Here is a 21,476-nt window from a genome sequence, read left to right as displayed (position 1 = left end):
CGCCGCCGCCGCCGCCGCCGCCGCCGCCGCCGCCGCCGCCGCCGCCGCCGCCGCCGGTAATGATCAGTTTCAGGTCATTCAGAGGGTTGTCAACTTCCCCCCAGTCTTCCCATTGTGGATCCAAAGGAGGAAGACTACCTCCACCGCCGCCACTACCACCACCAGACGTTGCGGTTTCTCCTGGAATCTGTAAGGAATACAGCTGCCCGTTACCCGCATCGGCGTTACAGCCAGATGAGCTGCCCAGATTTGGCCGGAAGGTGCTGAAGAATGTTCTTCCGTTTACCGTTGTTGACGTTGAAAGTACTTTTTCACCGGTCCGTGTGAGTGGTACGTAGTAACCATTAATCTTCTTGTTAGTGGGCTCCGCGCTATAATTATTCAGGTTAGCCAGATCAGATTTAGTGACAGTTGTGTAAGATGCTGGCGGTGTTACATCTACATTCATGTCGTTTACAACATAAAAACTATCCCTGGTATCGGTATCTAATGGATGAGCTCGATAGCCTGATCCTATTGCCAGTTGGTATCTGGCAATTTCCTGATATACCGGGTTACCACTGACCGGATCAGTACTGGTCTGAATTTTTCGCTTGGTATAAATAACATCCAGGTTGTTATAAAAACGCACATGGTTAAGGGTTGTATTGTCTGCACCAAGGTCTGCAATCATGCCTCCCTGTGCAGAATTGGCTGAACCTGAACCGAGATCAGTAAGATCAATGCGCCATATCCGTCCACCCAAATCTGCGGCGTAGAGCAGATCGACATTTCCATCTCCCTTGTTATCAATGGGAATAACCTGACCGACGATGCCACTGTTCATTTTATTCAGTTGAAGATCAGCTGATGAATCTGCAGAAGCCCACCACAAGCGTGTACCTGTTTCAGGATCTACAAGATAAATTGCATTTCCCTGAGCGTGTGTTTTACGGGTTTTATTGTTGTCTTCATCTGGGTCATAACCACCAGCAAACAGTAACACATCACGCTTCTTATTGTTCCATAGCACAGGAATAACGGATATTTTTGACCAGCTTTGTCCCAGTTGTTTGAAATCTCCTGTACCGCCAGTAATTTGCCAAGCCAGTTTAGGGTTGTCGCGATCAGTAACGTCAAGTGCGTAATAATTACGGCCACCACGACGCATGGCTACGTAGATATAAGCTTTTTCACCAAGTGCAGGATCAATGATACGGTTACGATTAATATCTGTGTGGTAAGAACTGATTGGGCCATCCAAGCCGTAGACCTTAGTGCCTCCGCCTGCATAGTATGCCGCAGCATTTGGTAGCAATTCTTTAGGGATAAAAGCGAAGCGTTCTTTAGGATTGCTCAGTTTGGTATCGAACGCATGCAAATAGCCGGAATTAGTACCAATAAACAGTGTGCTGTCTGGTACATCAACACCGTCCTCTTGTGTTGTGCCGTAGTTAAGCAGGATTGGCTTGCTATGTAATGGATCTTCGATACGGCGACGTGCTGCTGTCGGATCGCTGCCTTTTGTGTCCAGGCCGCGGGTCCACTGCACCAACTTCTTGAATTCCGAACTAGAATAGCTGGTGTTAAACAGTGTTTGTTTCACATTGCTGTTGCTTTCTGTTATCCGGTTACCACTATCCATGAGATTATTGTTGATGAGGTTGGAAACCACTCTACGATCAGTTGTGAGACGGCTGGCAATACCACCTTTTTCCACATTATCGCCATCCGGAGCATCGTCGTTTAAAGTCCAGAAACTTCTTGCATTGTTACGGAAAAAACCAGTGTTTGGGTCAATGGCGGGGCTGTCGTTCGCATCGACAAATGTACCGCCATTTTTAAGACGGAAACGCTTAACATTACCTTGCCAGTTTACCGATGCATGTGGTTTGAAAACCGAAAAATATAATTGGTCGAGTAATTCCAGACTGTTGAATGCGTTTACGGCTACTGCAGGCGCAGAAAATGTATCTGCTGACTTGGAAATATCATCAAAAATTTTGGTTAATGCATTTTTCAGACTCTGATAGTCATTGGCTTCTGCCGAAATACCGCCGCCATGGGTTGCTGCGCTATTTAAAAAACTTTGGGAATTCCCTGACAGGAAACCACCAATTGCATGAAATTGTACATGTTGATCACCATCCAGCGGGGAGTTGTCAGTGGTATACATGTAGTAAGCCAGCTCTTCAATACAACTGTTAGTAATGGTGGTGTTACCGCCGCCATTGGATGAGCAGTTAGTGGACAGATCTCTTGGTCTGTCAGCGTATGGTGTTGTTCTCAGCATATCGCGGATAGCAGCATTGCTTTCACCATCCACGGACGAATCACCATCGGTGAACAGTACAATGTGATTTTTCTGACATTGGTCTGTAATAGGGCTTATATACCTGCCATTGCTGTGAGTGCTGGAGTGGCTGAGGTATGTCCACGGATAACTTGAATATCTCTTAGTCCGGCCGTAATTAACGGGGTCCCCACGCAGATATGACAGTGCCTCGTGCACACTTTCTGTCATCGGTGTACCGCCGCCATCATTATAAGCGTCAATAATATCTTTAAAATCTTCTTTATTTGAGCCGGCATCAATATCAAGCATCGGGGTGTTCAGATATCCCCCTCTGTATTGCTTATCCTGCCCGCTTTCATAATAACTCCGAGAAGGGTTGTAGCGCATCAGAGCTAAATTGATGCCGCTGATATCATCGATTGTATCTTTCGCAGCGCGCTTGACAATATCAAGGCGGGTTTCAGATCCAGCGTAAGTCCCCATACTACCAGAGGTATCAAAAATAAAAATTACGTTAGGGTTTACCCGGTTGGGGTTGCCCAGGTAAATCTCCGTATCATCCGCCAGTAGCGGGTTGGTGAAGAGACCAAAACTTATTAATGACAGCCAATAGAGTTTCATATTATTTCTCCACCTGAGACTGATTTTCAGGGTTGTTCGGATCTGCAGCCAATTCGTCAAAGCCACCGATGATTATATAATCTGCTGATCTGTCATTACGGTTAATACCAAGAGACAGGTACTCATATTTTCGTTTCAGGAAAAGCTCCAGTGCAGTCTGAAAATCTACTACGCTATTTTTTTCCTGAAATCTGGTGTTACTTGTAATTTTTACTTGCTCAATCTCACAGCCATCGCAGAGCCTTGCAGAAATATTATTGGGAGCAATGGATAATACGCTGCTATTCAGAAGCTGTACTTCTACGTGGGACATAGGCGTTGCTGCTAAGAGGCTTGTTGACGGTACCGATGCAATAAATACGGTCAGGGCCAACAGGGTTTTATTAATATTCATTATCTTTATCTCCTTACTGTTGGTTTGGACTGACTGCAATCAGATAAAACCCCTGCTGTTGTCGGGATTTCAGTACATCACCATTGGTAACACCTTCAGCATTGGCTTCCATATAGTATTTGAACTTAGCACCGCCCTGAGAGTTGTCCTTGTTCTCTTTCGCCGAGTGTAGATTAGGTTCTTTAAGCATGCGTACATTAATTGATACGGCCTTGATCGCTTTACCGTATCCGGGGCGGGTAATACTGTTAGTTCTAAAAGGGTCAAGGCGGATAAGGCCGTATGGGTTACCCTGAGCAAAGCTGGCATTTTCCTGAAGGATGAGATCACCAAGTGTGTCAGCTGCTATTTGGTATTCGCCCGGTTCGTCGATTTCGGCAAGAAAAGAGCGCGAGGTACTGTAGGTTGCACGGAATACCTCCTGACCATGATCAAGATTGGAGATCATTCTAGCCTGGAGTGTGGTGCGCTGCATCGCGACCATTGCACCAACAGTGATCACAGTCATAATAACCAGACTGAAGATCAGGGCGGAGCCACGTTGCTGTGTATTGTTGCTTGCTTGAGGAACCATAACCCACCTCAGATTGATGTCAGGCTTATAGTAATCTTACTGTGCTGTCATGGTAGGGATTGCCGATTAGTGGTCTTAATCCGGTGGTTAATGGTCGGCTTTGCAAGGGTTAGCGGGCGGGACAGGCCACATTCTTTCCATTGGCGGTTTCTGGTAGGCCATCACCATCCTTATCCTGTCCGGGCCGGACATTTCCATTCCTTGATATGATAAAAGTTGCACCTGTAGGTATGGAACCGTGGGCACAGTAACCGAAAGAGCCAGTGTGGAAGCCCGCAAAACCGCTTGCATTAAAGTGGATTACTGATCCATTGAAGGTTCGTAAGGCTGTGCCAGCTATTACAGCGGGTAATTGCAGTAAAATGACCTCTCCCTGATCAAGCTGGCGATTGCTGTTTTTGTCCAGAAACATCGTTAATTCACTATTCCAATCAACGGCGCATTGATTGGTGTTGTTTAGCGGGCAAAGTGTGGTCGGAGTCAGGTATTTAACGGCACTGCTTCTGGCGAACTGAATCGAAAACCTTAGCTGGCTGATGTCCTGCTCCGCAGACATGCGTTGTAGGAAGCTATTGAAAGCCGGGACTCCTGCACCCAGAAGAAGGCTTGTCAGCATCAGAGTGGTCAGTAACTCGATCAGAGTAAAGGCTTTGATGTGTTGATTGGTATGCATAGTAACTCCTGAGTCCGTTCGGGAGATGAGTGTTGCCGGCGCCTGTCCATGGCGCCGCTTTCAATACTCTAGTGTCCGCTATGCTGGTGTCACTCAGACCTGAGGCTGAAATTTTGTTTTTCGGTTCAGTCTCAGGCCTGATTTCAGAGCTGCTTTAACGATCCGGAAATTTAATCTATCTCCAGTTTTTTACAGCGGTAACGCAGCGCGCGGAAGCTGATGCCGAGCTTTTCGGCGGCGGCGGTTTTGTTCCAGCGCGTGGCTTCCAGTGCCTGGGTGATGGCGCGGCGCTCAATGTTCTCGAGGTAGGCTTCGAGGTTGTTGGTTTCAATACGCGGATTGCTGCTGTCTGGCTCTTCGCTGATCGGTTTGCTCAGGCTCAGGTCACTGAGGCCGATGCTGTCACCTTCGGCAAGGGTGACGGCACGCTGCAGGATATTTTCCAGCTCACGTACGTTCCCCGGATAGTGGTAGGCCAGCAGTGCCTGCTGTGCGCTATCTTCCAGCATAATTTCCGGCATGCCCCATTCCTGGGAATATTTACGGATGAAATGCCGGATCAGCATTGGAATATCTTCTGCCCGGTCGGCCAGACGCGGTACGTTAATCTGGATCACGTTAAGACGGAAATATAAGTCCTGACGGAATTCTTCGGCTTTGACCAGTGCTCCGAGGTCTTTGTGGCTGGCGCAGAGTATGCGCACATCGACCGGTGTTTCAAATTCGGAACCAACGCTGCGCACCGCTTTTTCCTGAATTACGCGCAGCAGTTTGGCCTGCATATCAAGTGGCAGTTCGGCGACTTCATCAAGGAACAGGGTGCCGCCATTGGCTGCGCGGAAAAAACCGGCCTTTTCGCTGCTGGCGCCGGTAAAACTGCCTTTGGCGTGGCCGAAGAATTCGCTCTCCATTAAATCACGCGGGATAGCGCCGCAATTAACGGCGATAAACGGCTGCTCCATGCGGGCGCTTTGGTGATGAATCAAACGTGCTACCAGTTCTTTGCCGGTGCCGGACTCACCGAATATAAATACCGGTGCCTGGGTGCGGGCCACTTTGAATATTTTTTCTTTCAGCGTGCGCATGCCGTCTGACTGGCCAAGCAGGCCGTCGGCAGAGGGCAGGTTTTCAATATTGGCCGGCACCTTGGTCAGCTGCAGGGCGGCTTTGACCAGTTCACGCAGGCGGTCGGTGTCCAGTGGTTTGGCAACGACGTCGAAGGCGCCGGCTTTCAGCGCGTTGACGGCGAGTTCCATATTGCCGTAAGCGGTGATCATGGCGACCGGCATGTCCGGATGGCGGGTGTTACACAGCTGAATCAGATCCAGGCCGTTACCATCCGGCAATTTCATATCCGTAATACAGAAATGGTAAGGACGTTCCTGCAATAACGTCAGTGCTTCGCTGACACTTCCTGCCTGATAACAATCCAGTTCCATACGCTTCAGCGTCAGTGCAATCAGGGCACGGATGTCGGGTTCGTCGTCAATAATCAGGGCGGCAAATTTATTCATACAACAGTGTCCGTTCTGTGGCGCAAGTGGCTCAGGATGTTCGCATTATGATGCGGAAGCAGGTTCCGTTGGGTATCGGATGATACTGGATATGGGCCTGGTTTGCTTCGCACAGTTCGCGGCATAAATAGAGTCCGAGTCCGGTGCCATTATGTTCGGTGGTGTAAAAGGGTTCAAACAGGTGGGTGCGCTGTTCGGCCGGAACACCACTGCCATTATCGATAATATCCAGCTGTACCTGACGTTCATTTAAGGTTTGGGCGATAAGGGTGAGACGCGCATTATCCGGTGCAGATTTAATCGCATAGCGCAGACCATTGGCGCACAGGTTATGCAGAATCTGTTGCAGATGATCCGGATCGAATTGCACCAGCAGGCTGTCGTTGCAGTGCACGCTGAAATGAAAGCTCTGACCGCTGGTCAGGTTGCGGAACTGATCGTGAAAATGCTGCAGCCAGGGTGCCAGACGCAGGGTTTCGGCAACGGCTTTATTGCGTCTGGACAGCTGCAGAATATCCTCGATGGTACGGTTGATACGCATGCAATGTTGTTCAACGATCTGGGTCAGTTGCTGTTCACTTTCCTGCAGATAGGGTGTTTCTGCCAGCAGCTGTGATGCCTGGCGCAAGGCGCTGAGCGGATTGCGAATCTCGTGGGCGATGGAGGCGGTCAGACGCCCTAATGATGCCAGCTTGAACTGTTGAGCCTCGGCGGCAATGCGTGCGGCTTCTTCAACATAAATCAGATAATCACCGGGCTCGGAACCATTCAGCGCCACGCGACGGAACATCAGTTTTTCGTTACGTACTTCAATAACCTGATCGGCTTCGGCTTTCAGTAACGCCGGTGGCAGCGGTGCCCCTTCTGCGAGGCTGAACCACTGCCGCGCCTGTTGGTTATAAAACAGAATGTGATCATTGATATCACAGGCGATGACGGCGTTGGGCAGTTCCAGCAGTGCCTGCTGGCTGAAACGCTGCAGGCGTTTGATGCGTGTCGCCTGATCAGAGGCCAGAGTTAAGGCACTGTTCAGACGACGTGACAGTGTCTGGGTTAACCAGGCGAGGATAAAGCATAAAAAGCCATACAAACCGGAGTTTACAATTTCCTGGGTGTTGTAGTTACCGGGCCAGAGGTGCTGAGTATAAAACACGGCAATGGTTGTCCAGGCGGCTACCCCATAGCCGAGAACGCCGGGAGCCAGCAGGTTGGACATCATGACCGGAATCAGAATCAGGCTGGAAAAGCCGGTATCCAAACCGCCGGAGGCATGCATCAGTGTGGCCAGAATAGCGATTTCAGCAAAGACATAACTGGTGGCCTGTTGCGGGTCCGGTTCGCGGTTGGCGATCGCGGCAAAACCTGAGGCGACAATCACATAGATTGATGATGCCACCAGAAAAATATGTGGCAGCTTGCCACCAATAATTACGTTCTGCAGGTCGATAGCATCAGTAATGATCAGCAACAGGGAAAGGAACAGCGAATAATAGCTGTAAAAGCGCAGCAGGCGGTTGCCACGTACAACCAGTTCAGTGGATTTAAACCAGCGTGCCACAGGGGCTCCTTAAGTATAAATATCAGGCGAAAAGCGCCGGCCAGTGCGTTGATGATTGCTTCGGCCCGGTAATTTTTCGACAATACGCGCAAATTCGTCAGGGTAACCCGAGAGTATGTCACAGTCACTTACCATCGCATTGGCACAGCACAACTTTCTGGTCGGAGATATTTCCGGCAATGGCCAGCGTATTGTTGAGGCTGCACAGCAGGCACAACAGCAGGGTGCGCAGCTGGTGGTGTTCAGCGAACTGGCGGTAACCGGTTACCCGCCGGAAGATTTATTACTGCGTCCGAGCCTTCAGCCGCGTGTCGAAGAAGCTTTACAGCAGATTGCCGCTGCCAGCCATAACATCGCCATCGCCGTTGGTTTCCCGTGGCGTGAGCAGGGCAAACTCTATAACTGTGCCGGTGTCTGGTATCAGGGCGAATGTCTCGGGCGCTATGCCAAACAGTGCCTGCCGAATTATCAGGTATTTGATGAACAGCGTTATTTCAGCGCCGGTGATCAGCCCTGTGTTATTGATCTGTTGGGGCATCGTATCGGCCTGACCGTCTGCGAAGACGTCTGGCACCAGGGGCCGGTGGAGCAGAGTGTTGTAGCTGGTGCGGAAATGATTCTTAACCTGAACGCTTCGCCCTTCCATCTGGGCAAGCATGGTGAACGCCTGACTCTGCTGCAGCAACATGCCCGCAGTCAGAATGTACCGCTGCTGTATGTGAATCAGGTCGGTGGGCAGGATGAACTGGTGTTCGATGGCGGTTCTTTTGCGGTCGCCGCCGATGGTGAGCGCGTCCTGCAGATGCCATCCTTTAGCGAATCGCTGGCGCTGGTGAATTATCACTCGGGTCAGCTGCAGGCGGTTTCAGCGCAGTCGGCAGAGCCGGACAGTGAACTGGCCAGTCTGTATCAGGCACTGGTGCTCGGTGTGCGCGATTATGTCAATAAAAACCGTTTCAAAGGGGTTTTGCTGGGGCTGTCCGGTGGTATCGACTCCGCGCTCACACTGGCCATTGCGGTGGATGCGTTAGGTGCCGAGCGGGTGCAGGCGGTGATGATGCCTTTTACTTACACCTCAGGCATGAGCAAAGAAGACGCGGCAGAACAGGCCGAAACCATGGGCGTGCGCTACCAGTCGATCTCCATTGAACCCATGTACCGTGAATTTATGGCGGCCCTTGCGGGTGAGTTTGCCGGTCTGCCGGTGGATACCACCGAAGAAAACCTGCAGTCACGCTGTCGCGGTGTGCTGCTGATGGCGATGTCGAATAAAAGCGGCTACATGGTGTTGACCACCGGCAATAAAAGCGAAATGGCGGTGGGTTACGCCACCCTGTATGGCGATATGGCCGGTGGTTACGGCGCTTTAAAAGACGTCTACAAAACCAAAGTATTCGCTCTGGCAGGGTACCGTAATTCAATCTCACCAGTGATTCCACAGCGTGTGATTGACCGTCCGCCATCGGCGGAACTGGCGCCGGATCAGAAAGACGAAGACAGCCTGCCGCCGTATCCGGTGCTGGATGCCATTCTTGAGCGTTATATTGAGCGTGATATGAGTGCCGAAGCCATCATCAGTGCCGGTTTTACCCGTGACGACGTGCTGCGCGTGCTGCGTCTGGTCGACGTTAATGAATACAAGCGCCGTCAGGCCCCCATTGGAGTGCGCGTAACTCAGCGTGGCTTTGGCCGTGACCGCCGTTATCCGGTGACCAACGGCTGGAAAGCCGGAATTTAATCCACAAAAAAGCCCGCAATCGCGGGCTTTTTTGTGTCTGTATATTTGTCGCTGGCGGCTCAGTCCAGCAAACCAAAACTGATGATGTTCCAGAACGAACGGCGGTCAACCATAGCCAGGCCGCTGTCTTCAAATTCACCGTCTTTTAATTGCGGATGCTGCGGGTAATTCAGCTTCAGCAGTGCCAGTGCCTGCTCTGATTCTTTATTCAGGCCCAGCAGGCGGTAGGCTTCAACCTGAATCGCCAGCGCATCGGCAACGGCCGGGGTTTTCTGATAGTGCAGCAGAACGTTCTCACAACGGTTGGCGGCCGCCAGATAGGCGTGGCGCTTCATATAGTATTGCGCCACTCCGATTTCATGGGAGGCCATACGTTGCTGCAGGTACACCATGCGCGCCCGGGCATCAGCGGTATACGGGCTGTCGGGGAAGCGGATCAGCAGGTCGGAGAAATGGTTGAAGGCATCCTGCATGGGTGTTGGGTCACGCTGGGCGATTTCGCTGTCAAAATAACGCTCGGCAAAGGCAAAACCCATCTCATAAGTGGCCAGGCCGCGCATGTAATAGGCGTAATCGACCTGTTCATGCAGAGGATGCAAACGGATAAAACGCTCGGTGGTGGCCAGTACCGCTTCCAGGTCAGACATCATGTACTGAGCGTAAATCAGCTCCAGCTGTGCCTGTTCGGCGTAACGCCCGAACGGATAGCGGGACTCCAGCTGGCGCAGCTTTTCGGTGGCCGACAGAAAGTTATTGTTATCCAGCGACTCGCGCGCCTGTTCGTAGTACTCACGCTCAGTCAGTTCCTGAGGTTTGTCGGGGTTTCCTGAGCAGGCGCAGAGTAGCAGGGTAAAAATAACCAACAGCGAACGGGAGTTCATGGAGTGCATTCCTGATTGTCGATATACTTGGCAATGTGCCGGTTTACGAATGTGCCGTATTAAAACACAGTCCCCGCATAGCCCCAACTGACAGCACAGGCTGTTAGCGGGATACAGCCGATCGTCGCGGCAGCCATACAGCTAATCTCAGAGAGTTTATGTCCAATCAGATTTCAAACAGGGTAGAAGTTCCCTTCGACATGGGAAACAAGCGTCTTGATCAGGTCGCTGCCCAGTTATTTCCCGACTATTCCCGTTCGCGCCTGCAGCAGTGGATCAAAGACGGCCAGCTGACGGTTGACGGTAAGCCCTGGCGCGGCCGCGATAAGCTCACTGGCGGTGAAACCCTGATTCTGGAAGCCGAACTGGCGCCTGAGGGGAACTGGCAGGCGGAAGAGATCCCGCTCAACATCATTTATGAGGATGACCATATCATCGTCATTAATAAGCCCGCCGATCTGGTGGTGCATCCGGCGGCCGGTAATCAGGACGGCACGCTGCTGAATGGCTTGTTGCATCATTGCCCGCAGCTGGAGAATATTCCCCGTGCCGGTATCGTGCACCGTCTGGATAAGGATACTACCGGTCTGATGGTCGTCGCCAAAACCCTGCAGGCACAGAACAATCTGGTCGGTCAGTTGCAGGATCGCTCCATGGGGCGTGAATACGAAGCGGTGGTGCAGGGCGTGATGACCGGCGGTGGCAAAGTCGACCAGCCAATTGGCCGTCATGGTACCCAACGTACCAAAATGGCGGTGAACCCTATGGGTAAAGAAGCCGTCACCCATTACCGTGTGCTGAAGAAATTCCCGACCCACACTTATATCCGCCTTAAGCTGGAAACCGGCCGTACGCACCAGATTCGGGTGCATATGGCGCATATCGGTTATCCGCTGGTGGGCGACTCCACCTATGCGGCGCGTACCCGTCTGACCAAAGGCATCGGCCCGGAACTGCGCGATACGCTGCTGCACTTTGGTCGCCAGGCTCTGCATGCGCGCAAGCTGGGCCTGATTCATCCGGATACCGACGAGTGGATGGAGTGGGAAGTGGATCTGCCGCAGGATTTTATTCATCTGCTCGATGTGCTCGAAGCCGATGCCGAGCGCTGAGTCCGGTCTGTTGATACCCGACTGGGATCTGCCCACGGGTATTGGTGCCGTAATTACCACCCGCGAGGGTGGTGTTTCTTTACCTCCTTACGAACATAACAACCTGGCTTTGCACGTTGCTGATGATGCGACCCGGGTGCGGCTTAACCGCCAGTGCCTGTGGCAGCAACTGCCGGGCGTGCAGGGCATTCAATGGTTATCTCAGGTGCATGGCACGACGGTGGTTAAAGCCTGTGGTGAATCTGTGGTGCCCGAGGCTGACGCGCAGTTCAGTGACCGTGCCGGGTTGGCCTGTGCCATTCTCACCGCCGATTGTTTGCCGGTATTGTTCTGTGCTGCTGATGGCTCGCAGGTGGCCGCTGCCCATGCCGGTTGGCGCGGACTGGCGGCCGGGATTCTGCTGAACACGCTGGCGACCTTCCCTGATCCTTCTCAGGTGCGGGTGTATCTTGGGCCTGCGATTGGCCCCGACGCCTTTGAGGTGGGGCCTGAGGTACGTAAAGCCTTTGCCTGGGCGCCGGACCATTGTTTCCGTGCCGGGCGTGGTGATCGGGTGATGGCTGATATTTATGCGCTGGCGCGGCTGCAGTTATTGCAGGCGGGCGTGTCTGAGGTTGCCGGTGGTGGATTTTGTACCTTCAGCGATGAACGCTTTTATTCCTATCGCCGTCAGAGTCAGACCGGCCGTATGGCCAGCCTGATCTGGATACAGGCTTAATCCTGCCTTACTGATTACGGGTCTTGTTGGAAAAGGTCATATTGCAGTATTTGGCAATCTGCTCGTCTGCCAGTTTGATCTGCTGCGCCCGCTGTTCATCAGAGAGCGGGCGATATTCGCCATCTTCCTGCTTGAAGCGGGTGCTGTAGTTGGTGCTCACCACTTCTTTGTGTTTCCGGGCTTTGGCACAGGCTGCTTCGGCTTCGGCTTTACTCACCTTCGGCTCGCTGCTTTCACTGGTTTCTGTCGCCGTTTCTTTTTCTTTACCGGTGTTGATTTTATAGCCATCGACTTTGTCGGCGGGTTTGCTTACCCGCACTTTATATTCTTCAGTATTTTTAGCCTTGTCGGCGGGAGGCAGGCTGGAGAAATGGGTCTGACCATTTTCATCCACCCAGCGGTACATTTTGTCGGCCTGAACCGTCAGGCTTGCACAAGCAAGCAGCAGAGCGAAAAAAGCAGTAAAAAAACGCATAAAACACATCCGTTGTTAAGGAAAAGGATAATTTCTCTGACATGCTCCGGACATTATTAAAACCGTATGATTTGTCAAGGATTTAGGGCGGTTTTTTGCTAGACAATAATACCGGGAATGCTAGAATTACCGCGCTTTTGTCAGCCGGCCTGCGCCTCCACCCAGTGCCCCGCTCGCTGACAATGACAGCCTCTGGTGCGGTTATCTCCGACCCAGTTTCAGACCCGGTGTCCTCGACCAGGCAACGGGACTCTGATGAGAAACTACAAGTTTATCATCCAGCCTGAGAGAGCCTTTGTGTTTCGGGCTCTAATCGCACAGTTATTTCAGTTACCCACGCCCCTGCGGGCTTGTGAAGAGGATAGTACGGTGGAATTACTTTCCGGCGGAGAAATGTTGGTTCGTGCACTGCATGAATCAGGCGTCGAATATATTTACGGTTACCCGGGCGGCTCGCTGCTGCACGTTTATGATGCGCTGTACAAGCAGAGCGCAGTCAAACACGTCCTGGTCCGTCATGAGCAGGCGGCTGCTCATATGGCTGATGGTTATGCGCGTGCAACCGGTAAGCCAGGTGTGGTCATGGTCACCTCTGGTCCGGGTGCTACCAACACAATTACCGGTATCGCCACGGCGTTTACCGACTCGATTCCTATGGTCGTCATTTCTGGTCAGGTGATGAGCCATCTGGTGGGCGATGATGCCTTCCAGGAAACCGACATGCTGGGTGTGTCACGTCCTATTGTTAAGCACAGCTTCAGTGTGCGCCGTCCGGAAGATATCCCTGAGCTGGTGGCTAAAGCCTTCCACATTGCCAGCACTGGCCGTCCGGGTCCGGTTGTTATCGATATTCCGAAAGATATGACCATGCCGAATGAGCGTTACGAATACGTTTATCCGAAGAAGGTCAAACTGCGTTCTTACACGCCACCTCAGCGTGGTCACTCCGGCCAGATCAAAAAGGCTGTTGAGTTACTGCTGAAAGCCAAGCGTCCGGTTATTTATGCCGGTGGTGGTGTCATTATCGATGGCAGCTCCGACAAACTGCGTGCACTGGTTGATCGTCTGGATTTCCCTTGCACCAACACGCTGATGGGGCTGGGTTCTTACCCGGGCACCGGCGAGCGTTTTGTTGGCATGCTCGGTATGCACGGTACTTATGAAGCGAATATGACCATGCACCACGCTGATGTGGTTCTGGCTATCGGTGCGCGCTTCGATGACCGTGTAACCAACGCGACCAGCAAGTTCTGTCCGGATGCCAAGATCATTCATATCGACATTGATCCGTCTTCAATCTCCAAGACCATCATCGTTGATGTACCTATCGTTGGCCCGGTTGGCAACGTGCTGGATGAAATGATGGCGCTGCTGGATGAAAGCAATGAAGTGCCGGATGCCGAAGCCATTGCGTCCTGGTGGAAACAGATCAACGAATGGCGCCAGCGTCATGCGATGCGTTATGAGAAAAACGACTCGCAGCTGATGAAGCCGCAGGAAGTGATCGAAGCGATCTGGGCGGCCACCAAGGGTGACGCTTACGTGACTTCTGACGTTGGTCAGCACCAGATGTTTGCCGCGCAGTACTACAAGTTCGATAAGCCAAACCGCTGGATCAACTCCGGTGGTCTGGGAACCATGGGCTTTGGTTTCCCGGCGGCGATGGGCATTAAGATGAACTTCCCGGAAGAAATGGTTGTATGCGTGACCGGTGAAGGCTCTATCCAGATGAATATCCAGGAACTGTCGACCTGTCTGCAGTACGGCATTCCGGTAAAAATCCTGTGTCTGAACAACGGCTCTCTGGGCATGGTTCGTCAGTGGCAGGACATGAACTACGAAGGTCGTCACTCTCACTCGTACATGGAGTCCCTGCCGGACTTTGTCAAACTGGTGGAAGCCTATGGCCACGTGGGTATCCGCGTGACCGGCCGCGATGAGCTGCCACAGGCACTGGAAGACACCTTCAATAAATACAATGACCGTCTGGTCTTCCTCGACGTTGCCGTCGACCCGGAAGAACACGTGTATCCGATGCAGGTGCCGGCTGGCTCCATGCGTGATATGTGGCTGAGCAAGACGGAGCGGACCTGAACATGAGACACATTATTTCGATTCTGCTGGAAAACGAACCGGGTGCTTTGTCACGCGTTGTTGGTCTGTTCGCCCAGCGTGGTTACAACATTGAAACCCTGACCGTAGCGCCGACAGAAGACAACACCCTGTCACGCCTGACCATGACCACCACCGGTGATGATCGCAAGATCGAACAGATCACCAAGCAGCTGAACAAGCTGATCGAAGTGGTGAAACTGGTTGATCTGTCTGAAGGCCCGCATATTGAGCGTGAGCTGATGCTGATCAAAGTGAAAGCGGTGGGTGCGCAGCGTGCGGAAATCAAACGTACTGCCGACATCTTCCGTGGTCAGATCGTGGATGTGTCTGCCAGCGTGTATACCATCCAGCTGACCGGAACCAGCGACAAACTGGAAGCTTTTATTGAAGCAATCGGTGCTGGCTGTGTTCTGGAAACGGTACGTACCGGTGTGTCTGGTATTTCCCGCGGCGAGAAAATTCTGAGCCTGTAATTCAGAATCAGAAGCCATAAAAGAACCCTCCGCCGGAGGGTTTTTTTATGCCTGCGATTTACGCTGTCAAAAGAATGGTCAGAGTGGCGGGTTATCCGGCTCAAGAAACGCCAGCGATAAAAAGGTGGCGAATGCGCCCAGTACACAAACCACGGCGGTACTGCCGCTGGCGAGCATAATTAGGCCGGTAATAATCCAGCCATTTTTTACCTGCTCTAACCTGCGCCGGTACAGTTCGGTGCGGGTCCAGTTCAGTTCCGGATAATCCTGTGGCAGGCGATAAATACGGCGGATAAATTCGATAACGCTGAATCGGCTCATGGGATGCTCCTTACTCATCTTTATTCAGAGTAAGAGACCAGCGGCATTTTGCCTGCTAAACAGCGATTCTATCTATTGGTGACGGGAGTTATTCGTTCCGCATCTGACCTGCTTTGGTGCAGGTCAGTGCGCGATGCGGAGGCATGATTATACCGGCTGGGGTTTTATCAGAAGCGATAAACGGATTTGGTCATCACTTTCGACACCGCAGTCATCGCCAGTTTGACCGGCAGCGGGAATTTATGGCCGCCGGCTTCGAGGGCAACAGTGGCGTGCTTGGCTTCGTCTTCCAGCATCTGCAGCAGGACCGCTTTGCTCTTTTCGTCCTGCACCGGCAGGCTGGTCATATGCTGGCTCAGATGCTTGCACACCTGTTCTTCGGTGGCGGCGACAAAACCCAGACTGACTTTGTCGGAGATTTTTCCGGCCAGAGCGCCGATGCCGAATGACAGTCCGTAAAACAGCGGATTCAGACGGCTGGTATGGCTGCCCAGATCTTTGATGCGGTCTTCGCACCACACCAGATGATCAATTTCTTCGCGGGCGGCTTCTTCCATGGCTTCCCGTACCTCAGGCAATTTGGCGGTTAATGCCTGCCCCTGATAAAGCGCCTGAGCGCAGACTTCACCGGTATGGTTAATACGCATCAGCCCGGCGGCGTGTTTCTGTTCGGCCTCGTTCAGCTCGTGGTACGGGCGCTGCTGCGCCGGGGACGGGCGTTCTTCCTGTGCAGCACCGGGCACCAGTGTGCGTAATGCCTGATCGGCGTTCTGGATCAGTTTGTCAAACAGCGAGTAGCGACGGGAGTTGGCATTCATAACTCATACCTCCGGAATTTCCGGCCATTTTACGGCATAACGGCGTCCGGCGCATGACCCATATCAAGTGAGTTTCGGCCAGAACAGGGCGGACAGTCGCCGATTGAGTGGTTAGAATCGCGCATAGAATAAGGAGACTGCGATGCAGGATTTACACGATTTAAGCCTGTTGCTCGACCGCCAGGTGCCGCTGTTGCTGCTGGAATCCCATGAGGAAGCGCGGGCGCTGGAGATGCTGACCCGGCTGGCCATCCGCCGTGGTCTGGCGCTGCAGCAATGGACGCTGAGCGATGGCCTGCGCCGCCTCGGTTTTGGTGAAGACATTGGCGCCACAGAAACCACGCAGCCCGCCGATGCCCTGCGCATTGTACGCGAGCGCGAACAGGGCGGACTGTTTATCTTCTGCGACCTGCATCCGTTTCTCGAAGAGCCGTTAGTGGTGCGTCTGCTGAAAGACATTGCCCTGCAGCATGAGCGTTACGGCAAAACCGTGGTGTTGCTCAGCCACCGCCTGCAGGCGCCGCCCGAGTTGCAGCGCCTGGCCGCCAGCTTCAGCCTGCAGTTACCGGATGACAGCCAGTTGCTGGCGCTGGTGAAAGAAGAAGCCCAGCGTTACGCCAAGCTCAGTGGCCGTAAAGTGCGCAGTGATAACGACACCCTGCAGCAGCTGGTCGCCAATCTGAAGGGGCTTACTTTCTCCGATGCCCGTCGTCTGGTGCGCGGTGCTATCGTCGATGACGGTGCCATTACTCAGGACGATGTCCCGGCGGTCAGCCGCGCCAAGATGGCGTTGCTGGATATGGACGGCGTGATGAGTTTTGAATACGACACTGCGCGTTTCAGCGATGTCGCCGGTCTGGAGGTGATGAAAACCTGGCTGGGGCAGCGCCAGCAGGCCTTTATTACCGCCGAACGCAAACTGCGGCCGCGCGGCTTACTGCTGTTCGGTGTACAGGGCAGCGGTAAGAGTCTGGCGGCTAAGGCGGTGGCCGGTTCCTGGGGCTTACCCCTGCTGCGTCTGGATTTCGGCACCCTGTATAACAAATTTTTCGGTGAAACCGAGCGCAATCTGCGCGAAGCGCTGAAGCTTGCCGAAACTATGTCGCCCTGTGTGGTCTGGATTGACGAGATTGAGAAAGGACTGGGGCAGGACAGCAACGATGCCGGTGTCAGTCAGCGTATTCTCGGCACCTTGCTGACCTGGTTGGCAGAGCATGATGCGCAGGTATTTGTGGTGGCGACGGCGAACAACATTCATGCGCTGCCACCGGAGTTACTGCGTAAGGGGCGTCTGGATGAGCTGTTCTTTGTTGATCTGCCCAAACCCGAAATCCGTGCCGAGATTCTGCGTTTGCATATGCAAAAGCGCGGGCTGGACCCACAGCGTTTTGATCTGGCTGCACTGGCTGAAGAGAGTGACGGTTTTTCCGGTGCCGAGCTGGAGCAGGCGGTGGTATCGGCCTGGCATGCCGCCAGCAGTGAGCATTCCGGCCCCGGTCTCAGCACGGATACCCTGCTGCAGGAAATCCGCCGTACCCGGCCGTTGTCAGTGGTGATGGCAGAACCTATGCAGGCACTGCGGCAGTGGGCGGCAAGCCGCGCAGTCGCGGCCGATTAACTGCCTTCGTTCTGCACCTGAGGCTGGTATTTAAGGGTCAGCAAGGCGTTACGCAGGCGTTCGCCGCTGGCCGGTTTGGCCAGCAGGTGCTGAATACCAACGGCCAGAGCATCGTCGCGCACACTGCTGATGCTTAAACCTGTCAGCATCAGGCGCGCTGGTTTTTGGCTGATGTCTTTATCAGAGCGGATTCGTTCTGCCAGCTGCAGGCCATCCATAATCGGCATATCGTGATCGATAATGATGAAATCATAGGGCTGGCCGATGCTTATCTGATTACGCAGCATGGCGAGTGCTTCCTTACCGCTGTATGTGCTGTCCGGGCGCATGCCCCAGCGGCGTACCTGTTTTTCGATCACGTTTCTGAGTGATGCATTATCATCGACGATCAGAATGCGCAGACCAATCAGACTGTCATCCTGTGGCGAGGGAATGCTGTTTCCAGCTTCCGCTTCCAGCGGCAGGTAGAGCGTCAGCGAGGCTCCCTGACTGGTCATACTTTCTACTTCCAGAGTGGCTTTCATTTTCTGCAGCAGGTGGCGTGTTACCAGCAGATTCCAGCTCTTGGCGCTGTAGTTTTCTGCCAGAGGCAGGTGGTGCTGTAAAACGGAGAATGCATTTTTCAGCTCGTCCTGCTTAACGATGGTGCTGCTCAGCTGGATCTGCAGGCGCAGTCCATGGGCCTGAGTGGTCTGGTAATAAGATGCCTGCAGTGCCAGTTCGCCATATTCGGTATAAGCCAGAGCGCGGGCCAGAACATTATGCAGCAGGGTCTGCAGACGGCCGCGGTCACCGATAAAATATTCCGGCAGCTCGTCGCTGATATCCAGCACCAGTTCGACCTGTTTACGGCTGGCTTCCTGTTGGAAGTGGCTGATAACCTGATTCAGCAATTGCGTGGTACTGAATGGTCGTTGCTCCAGTTCGAGCTGGGCGTTCTGGATGCGCGCCAGATCGGAAACTTCGTTGGCAACATGCAACAGATCGCGACCGGCGAGGGCGATGGTATCGGAGAAATCACGCTGGTTGGCACTCAGTGGGGTATCGCCCAGTAACTCCGTCATGCCAATAACGCCATTGATTGGTGTACGCAGTTCATGACTGATCTGCGACAGCAGGGCAGGGGTCATACGCAGCTCGGCATTGGCCTGATTTTGCAAAGGGTGCTGTTGCAGCTTAATGCTCATAATTGCCAGCACCAGACTGGCAATAACGATAAATGGCAGAATAACCGGTGCCCAGCTGGTAAACAGATCCAGCGATAACAGGTTGTGGCTGGTCAGGATGGCCAGCAGCACACCAAAACCAACCAGCAGGTGGCCAGTCAGCAGCCAGCGCTGAGCCTGTGGGTGTTCAGAACGTCCCTGGGTCAGAATCAGGGCTGCAAGAAATTCATTAGCGACAATCATGCAGGCAACCACCATCAGCGTGGCCTCCTGTGCCAGCCAGACGGTCACTAAAGCAACCGGCAGGTGAACCAATGCCGCCAGTAGCAGAATCCGCCGGTACAGTGTGGCGCGGCTGCCATGCCAGCCCAACGCCAGTACGGCCAGCGCCTGACAGGTCGCGGAGGCTGCCAGTGCCAGTTCACCGATTTTATCGGCAATCAGTGGACTGATATTCAGCAGCAGGGAGAACTGTCCCATCCACGCCGGCTGGTAAATGATCATGCTGACGCAATAAGCGGCGCCGGCAGCCGCGAGCATAATGCGTTGGCTGCGTACCACAAAAATAAACCAGGCAAGGGTGGCCAGAATCCAGCCGATGCTCATGCCCTGCAGCATGAAAAATTCCTGCTCATTATTGAGGAAGCGGTCGAGACTCAGCAGGCTGACGTTGGTGCTCAACAGGCCATAAGAGTGAATGCGTACCAGATAGCTGCGGGTGCTTTGTGCCGGTACGGTGAGTACAACCGGAAACGTCTGTAAAAAACCGCCACGCAGGCTGCGGGCCGGATCATCGGGGCTGATATAGCGGTAGGACTGTGCATCGCTGAGTTCATAAAAACTGAAATCGTCGATATCGCTGTCGGACAAAGTAAAAACAACTTCGCGCTCCTGAGCATAAGGATTACTCAGGCTGAAACGCAGCCAATAATTGGAATCGCTGATGCCGAATTTCAGCCGGCGGGCGTGGCTTGGAGTAAAACGCAACTGCTGCTCACGGCTGAGCATGGCGTTGATATCGAGCGTGCGGCCAGGATCTTCGTAAACCGAAATATAGGGCGTGATCGGGTAATCAAACGAGGAGGTGGGCAGCAGCACCGGACTGCTGGCCCAAAGTTTCAGCGGCAGGAAAAATAAAAACAGCAGGGTGACAATCAGATGCTTACGTCCTCTGTACTGCCTCATCCCTGCTGTCTCCATTACGTTCTGCTTAGTTATCGGCCTGCTCGCGCGCAATGGCACGATAACCGATATCAGAGCGGCAGAACATGCCTTTCCAGCTGATCTGTTTGATCAGCTCATAGGCCTGAGCCTGAGCTTCACCCACGCTGTTACCCAGCGCAGTGGCACAAAGGACACGGCCACCGGCGGTGACTGTATTGCCAGCGTCGTCCAGCTTGGTGCCGGCGTGGAATACTTTGCGGTCAGCGCCGTCGTTTTCCGGCAGGCTGATGACATCACCTTTCGGGTAGTCAGCCGGGTAACCGGCAGCGGCCAGTACTACACCCAGAGATGGGCGCGGATCCCATTGCGCGGTTTCGCCGTCCAGTTTGCCTTCCAGTGCTGCCAGACAATGGGCAACGATATCAGACTGCATACGCAGCATGATTGGCTGGGTTTCCGGATCACCAAACCGGCAGTTGTACTCGATGACTTTCGGTGCACCAGACTCGTCAATCATCAGACCGGCGTAGAGGAAACCGGTGTAATCATTGCCTTCGGCGGCCATACCGTTAACCGTTGGCATAATTACTTCGCGCATCACGCGATCATGGATTTCCTGAGTAACGACTGGCGCCGGAGAATAAGCACCCATACCGCCGGTGTTCGGACCGCTGTCTTTATCGCCAACGCGTTTGTGATCCTGACTGGTAGCCATCGGCAGCACGTTTTTGCCATCGACCATCACGATGAAAGACGCTTCTTCGCCGGCGAGGAATTCTTCGATAACAACACGACAGCCCGCATCGCCAAAGGCGTTACCGGACAGCATGTCTTTGACGGCTTCTTCGGCCTGCTCCAGGGTTTCGGCGACAATCACGCCTTTACCAGCGGCCAGACCATCGGCCTTAACCACGATAGGAGCACCTTTCTCACGCAGGTAAGCCAGCGCCGGTTCAACTTCAGTGAAGTTCTGGTAATCGGCGGTCGGAATCTGCTGACGGGCCAGGAAGTCTTTGGTGAAGGCTTTGGAGCCTTCCAGCTGCGCAGCACCTTTGCTTGGGCCGAAAATCTTCAGGCCGGCGGCGCTGAACTGATTAACGATACCACCAACCAGAGGAGCTTCCGGACCAACGATGGTCAGGCCGATGGCGTTATCTTCAGCAAATTTCTGCAGACCATCAAAATCCATAACGTCGAGGGCGACGTTTTCCATACCGGCTTCACGCGCGGTACCGGCGTTGCCCGGCGCAACGAATACTTTTTCAACC

18 protein-coding genes are annotated in these 21,476 nt (G+C 53.4%); 6 read left to right on the top strand and 12 right to left on the bottom strand.

Features of this window, described 5'->3' with window-relative positions; all coding sequences use genetic code 11:
* The 6 genes from LGT44_RS11360 to LGT44_RS20170 all read right to left on the bottom strand — a co-directional run.
* Positions 1-2,896: pilus assembly protein (locus LGT44_RS11360; RefSeq protein ID WP_268866444.1), on the bottom strand; the 2,896-nt coding region annotated here is incomplete at its 3' end.
* A 1-nt stretch (position 2,897) separates the two neighbouring features.
* Positions 2,898-3,290, bottom strand: coding sequence for a hypothetical protein (locus tag LGT44_RS11355; protein ID WP_230332717.1), 393 nt, complete (start codon positions 3,288-3,290; stop codon positions 2,898-2,900).
* Between the two features lie 13 nt (positions 3,291-3,303).
* Complete coding sequence (locus LGT44_RS11350) at positions 3,304-3,864, bottom strand: pilus assembly PilX family protein (RefSeq protein ID WP_230332718.1); 561 nt, start codon at positions 3,862-3,864, stop codon at positions 3,304-3,306.
* A gap of 109 nt (positions 3,865-3,973) precedes the next feature.
* A complete protein-coding gene (locus LGT44_RS11345) occupies positions 3,974-4,537 on the bottom strand; it encodes a GspH/FimT family protein (RefSeq protein ID WP_230332719.1) in 564 nt (187 codons plus the stop codon).
* Positions 4,538-4,707: 170 nt separating this feature from the next.
* On the bottom strand, positions 4,708-6,051 hold the full coding sequence (locus LGT44_RS11340) for a sigma-54-dependent transcriptional regulator (protein ID WP_145469709.1): 1,344 nt from the start codon (positions 6,049-6,051) through the stop codon (positions 4,708-4,710).
* A gap of 31 nt (positions 6,052-6,082) precedes the next feature.
* Positions 6,083-7,609: a sensor histidine kinase gene (locus tag LGT44_RS20170; protein WP_225692225.1), complete on the bottom strand. Its 1,527-nt coding sequence runs from the start codon at positions 7,607-7,609 to the stop codon at positions 6,083-6,085.
* 115 nt (positions 7,610-7,724) lie between these two features.
* Here LGT44_RS20170 and LGT44_RS11330 point away from each other — a divergent pair, with 115 nt between their 5' ends.
* A complete protein-coding gene (locus LGT44_RS11330) occupies positions 7,725-9,347 on the top strand; it encodes an NAD+ synthase (RefSeq protein ID WP_230332720.1) in 1,623 nt (540 codons plus the stop codon).
* 59 nt (positions 9,348-9,406) lie between these two features.
* Here LGT44_RS11330 and LGT44_RS11325 read toward each other — a convergent pair whose 3' ends face one another.
* Positions 9,407-10,228, bottom strand: a complete 822-nt coding sequence (locus LGT44_RS11325; protein WP_145469706.1) for an outer membrane protein assembly factor BamD — start codon at positions 10,226-10,228, stop codon at positions 9,407-9,409.
* Between the two features lie 158 nt (positions 10,229-10,386).
* On the opposite strand from LGT44_RS11325, the gene rluD reads away from it, so the two are divergent.
* A complete protein-coding gene (gene rluD / locus LGT44_RS11320) occupies positions 10,387-11,340 on the top strand; it encodes a 23S rRNA pseudouridine(1911/1915/1917) synthase RluD (RefSeq protein WP_145469705.1) in 954 nt (317 codons plus the stop codon).
* Positions 11,327-12,058: a peptidoglycan editing factor PgeF gene (pgeF, locus tag LGT44_RS11315; RefSeq protein WP_230332721.1), complete on the top strand. Its 732-nt coding sequence runs from the start codon at positions 11,327-11,329 to the stop codon at positions 12,056-12,058. Before rluD ends, pgeF begins: the two co-directional genes overlap by 14 nt.
* Positions 12,059-12,065: 7 nt before the next feature.
* Here the strand turns inward: pgeF and LGT44_RS11310 are convergent, their stop codons facing one another.
* Positions 12,066-12,533: a DUF4124 domain-containing protein gene (locus tag LGT44_RS11310; RefSeq protein WP_230332722.1), complete on the bottom strand. Its 468-nt coding sequence runs from the start codon at positions 12,531-12,533 to the stop codon at positions 12,066-12,068.
* 369 nt (positions 12,534-12,902) lie between these two features.
* Between LGT44_RS11310 and LGT44_RS11305 the strand changes: the two genes are divergently transcribed.
* Together LGT44_RS11305 and ilvN are read left to right on the top strand one after the other, a co-directional pair.
* Complete coding sequence (locus LGT44_RS11305; protein WP_145469702.1) at positions 12,903-14,627, top strand: acetolactate synthase 3 large subunit; 1,725 nt, start codon at positions 12,903-12,905, stop codon at positions 14,625-14,627.
* A gap of 2 nt (positions 14,628-14,629) precedes the next feature.
* Positions 14,630-15,121, top strand: a complete 492-nt coding sequence (ilvN, locus tag LGT44_RS11300; protein ID WP_145469701.1) for an acetolactate synthase small subunit — start codon at positions 14,630-14,632, stop codon at positions 15,119-15,121.
* Positions 15,122-15,199: 78 nt separating this feature from the next.
* Here ilvN and LGT44_RS11295 read toward each other — a convergent pair whose 3' ends face one another.
* Together LGT44_RS11295 and coq7 are read right to left on the bottom strand one after the other, a co-directional pair.
* Positions 15,200-15,442, bottom strand: coding sequence for a hypothetical protein (locus LGT44_RS11295; RefSeq protein WP_145469700.1), 243 nt, complete (start codon positions 15,440-15,442; stop codon positions 15,200-15,202).
* A gap of 167 nt (positions 15,443-15,609) precedes the next feature.
* Positions 15,610-16,260: a 2-polyprenyl-3-methyl-6-methoxy-1,4-benzoquinone monooxygenase gene (gene coq7 / locus LGT44_RS11290; RefSeq protein ID WP_145469699.1), complete on the bottom strand. Its 651-nt coding sequence runs from the start codon at positions 16,258-16,260 to the stop codon at positions 15,610-15,612.
* A gap of 142 nt (positions 16,261-16,402) precedes the next feature.
* Here coq7 and LGT44_RS11285 point away from each other — a divergent pair, with 142 nt between their 5' ends.
* On the top strand, positions 16,403-17,878 hold the full coding sequence (locus LGT44_RS11285) for an AAA family ATPase (protein WP_230332723.1): 1,476 nt from the start codon (positions 16,403-16,405) through the stop codon (positions 17,876-17,878).
* Here LGT44_RS11285 and LGT44_RS11280 read toward each other — a convergent pair.
* Positions 17,875-20,229 carry a 7TM-DISM domain-containing protein gene (locus LGT44_RS11280; RefSeq protein WP_186435958.1) on the bottom strand — a complete coding sequence of 785 codons (2,355 nt, stop codon included), beginning with the start codon at positions 20,227-20,229 and terminating at the stop codon, positions 17,875-17,877. The genes LGT44_RS11285 and LGT44_RS11280 overlap by 4 nt on opposite strands.
* 25 nt (positions 20,230-20,254) lie before the next feature.
* Positions 20,255-21,476: phosphoribosylamine--glycine ligase (purD, locus tag LGT44_RS11275; protein WP_230333610.1), on the bottom strand; the 1,222-nt coding region annotated here is incomplete at its 5' end.

The organism is Thalassolituus alkanivorans, assembly GCF_020447205.1.
Classification (GTDB): Bacteria; Pseudomonadota; Gammaproteobacteria; order Pseudomonadales; family Oceanobacteraceae; genus Venatoribacter; species Venatoribacter alkanivorans.
The sequence above is the reverse complement of the archived record's forward strand: the minus strand, read 5'-3'. Positions and strand labels throughout refer to the sequence as shown.

Bases quoted from the DNA above. Each gene is read 5' to 3' on its own strand.
- LGT44_RS11345 (WP_230332719.1), bottom strand. From the start codon at position 4,537: ATGCATACCAATCAACACATCAAAGCCTTTACTCTGATCGAGTTACTG.
- LGT44_RS11340 (WP_145469709.1), bottom strand. From the start codon at position 6,051: ATGAATAAATTTGCCGCCCTGATTATTGACGACGAACCCGACATCCGT.
- LGT44_RS11310 (WP_230332722.1), bottom strand. From the start codon at position 12,533: ATGCGTTTTTTTACTGCTTTTTTCGCTCTGCTGCTTGCTTGTGCAAGC.
- LGT44_RS11355 (WP_230332717.1), bottom strand. From the start codon at position 3,290: ATGAATATTAATAAAACCCTGTTGGCCCTGACCGTATTTATTGCATCG.
- LGT44_RS11330 (WP_230332720.1), top strand. From the start codon at position 7,725: ATGTCACAGTCACTTACCATCGCATTGGCACAGCACAACTTTCTGGTC.
- LGT44_RS11280 (WP_186435958.1), bottom strand. From the start codon at position 20,229: ATGAGGCAGTACAGAGGACGTAAGCATCTGATTGTCACCCTGCTGTTT.
- LGT44_RS11350 (WP_230332718.1), bottom strand. From the start codon at position 3,864: ATGGTTCCTCAAGCAAGCAACAATACACAGCAACGTGGCTCCGCCCTG.
- LGT44_RS11285 (WP_230332723.1), top strand. From the start codon at position 16,403: ATGCAGGATTTACACGATTTAAGCCTGTTGCTCGACCGCCAGGTGCCG.
- pgeF (WP_230332721.1), top strand. From the start codon at position 11,327: ATGCCGAGCGCTGAGTCCGGTCTGTTGATACCCGACTGGGATCTGCCC.
- LGT44_RS11295 (WP_145469700.1), bottom strand. From the start codon at position 15,442: ATGAGCCGATTCAGCGTTATCGAATTTATCCGCCGTATTTATCGCCTG.
- LGT44_RS11325 (WP_145469706.1), bottom strand. From the start codon at position 10,228: ATGAACTCCCGTTCGCTGTTGGTTATTTTTACCCTGCTACTCTGCGCC.
- rluD (WP_145469705.1), top strand. From the start codon at position 10,387: ATGTCCAATCAGATTTCAAACAGGGTAGAAGTTCCCTTCGACATGGGA.
- coq7 (WP_145469699.1), bottom strand. From the start codon at position 16,260: ATGAATGCCAACTCCCGTCGCTACTCGCTGTTTGACAAACTGATCCAG.
- ilvN (WP_145469701.1), top strand. From the start codon at position 14,630: ATGAGACACATTATTTCGATTCTGCTGGAAAACGAACCGGGTGCTTTG.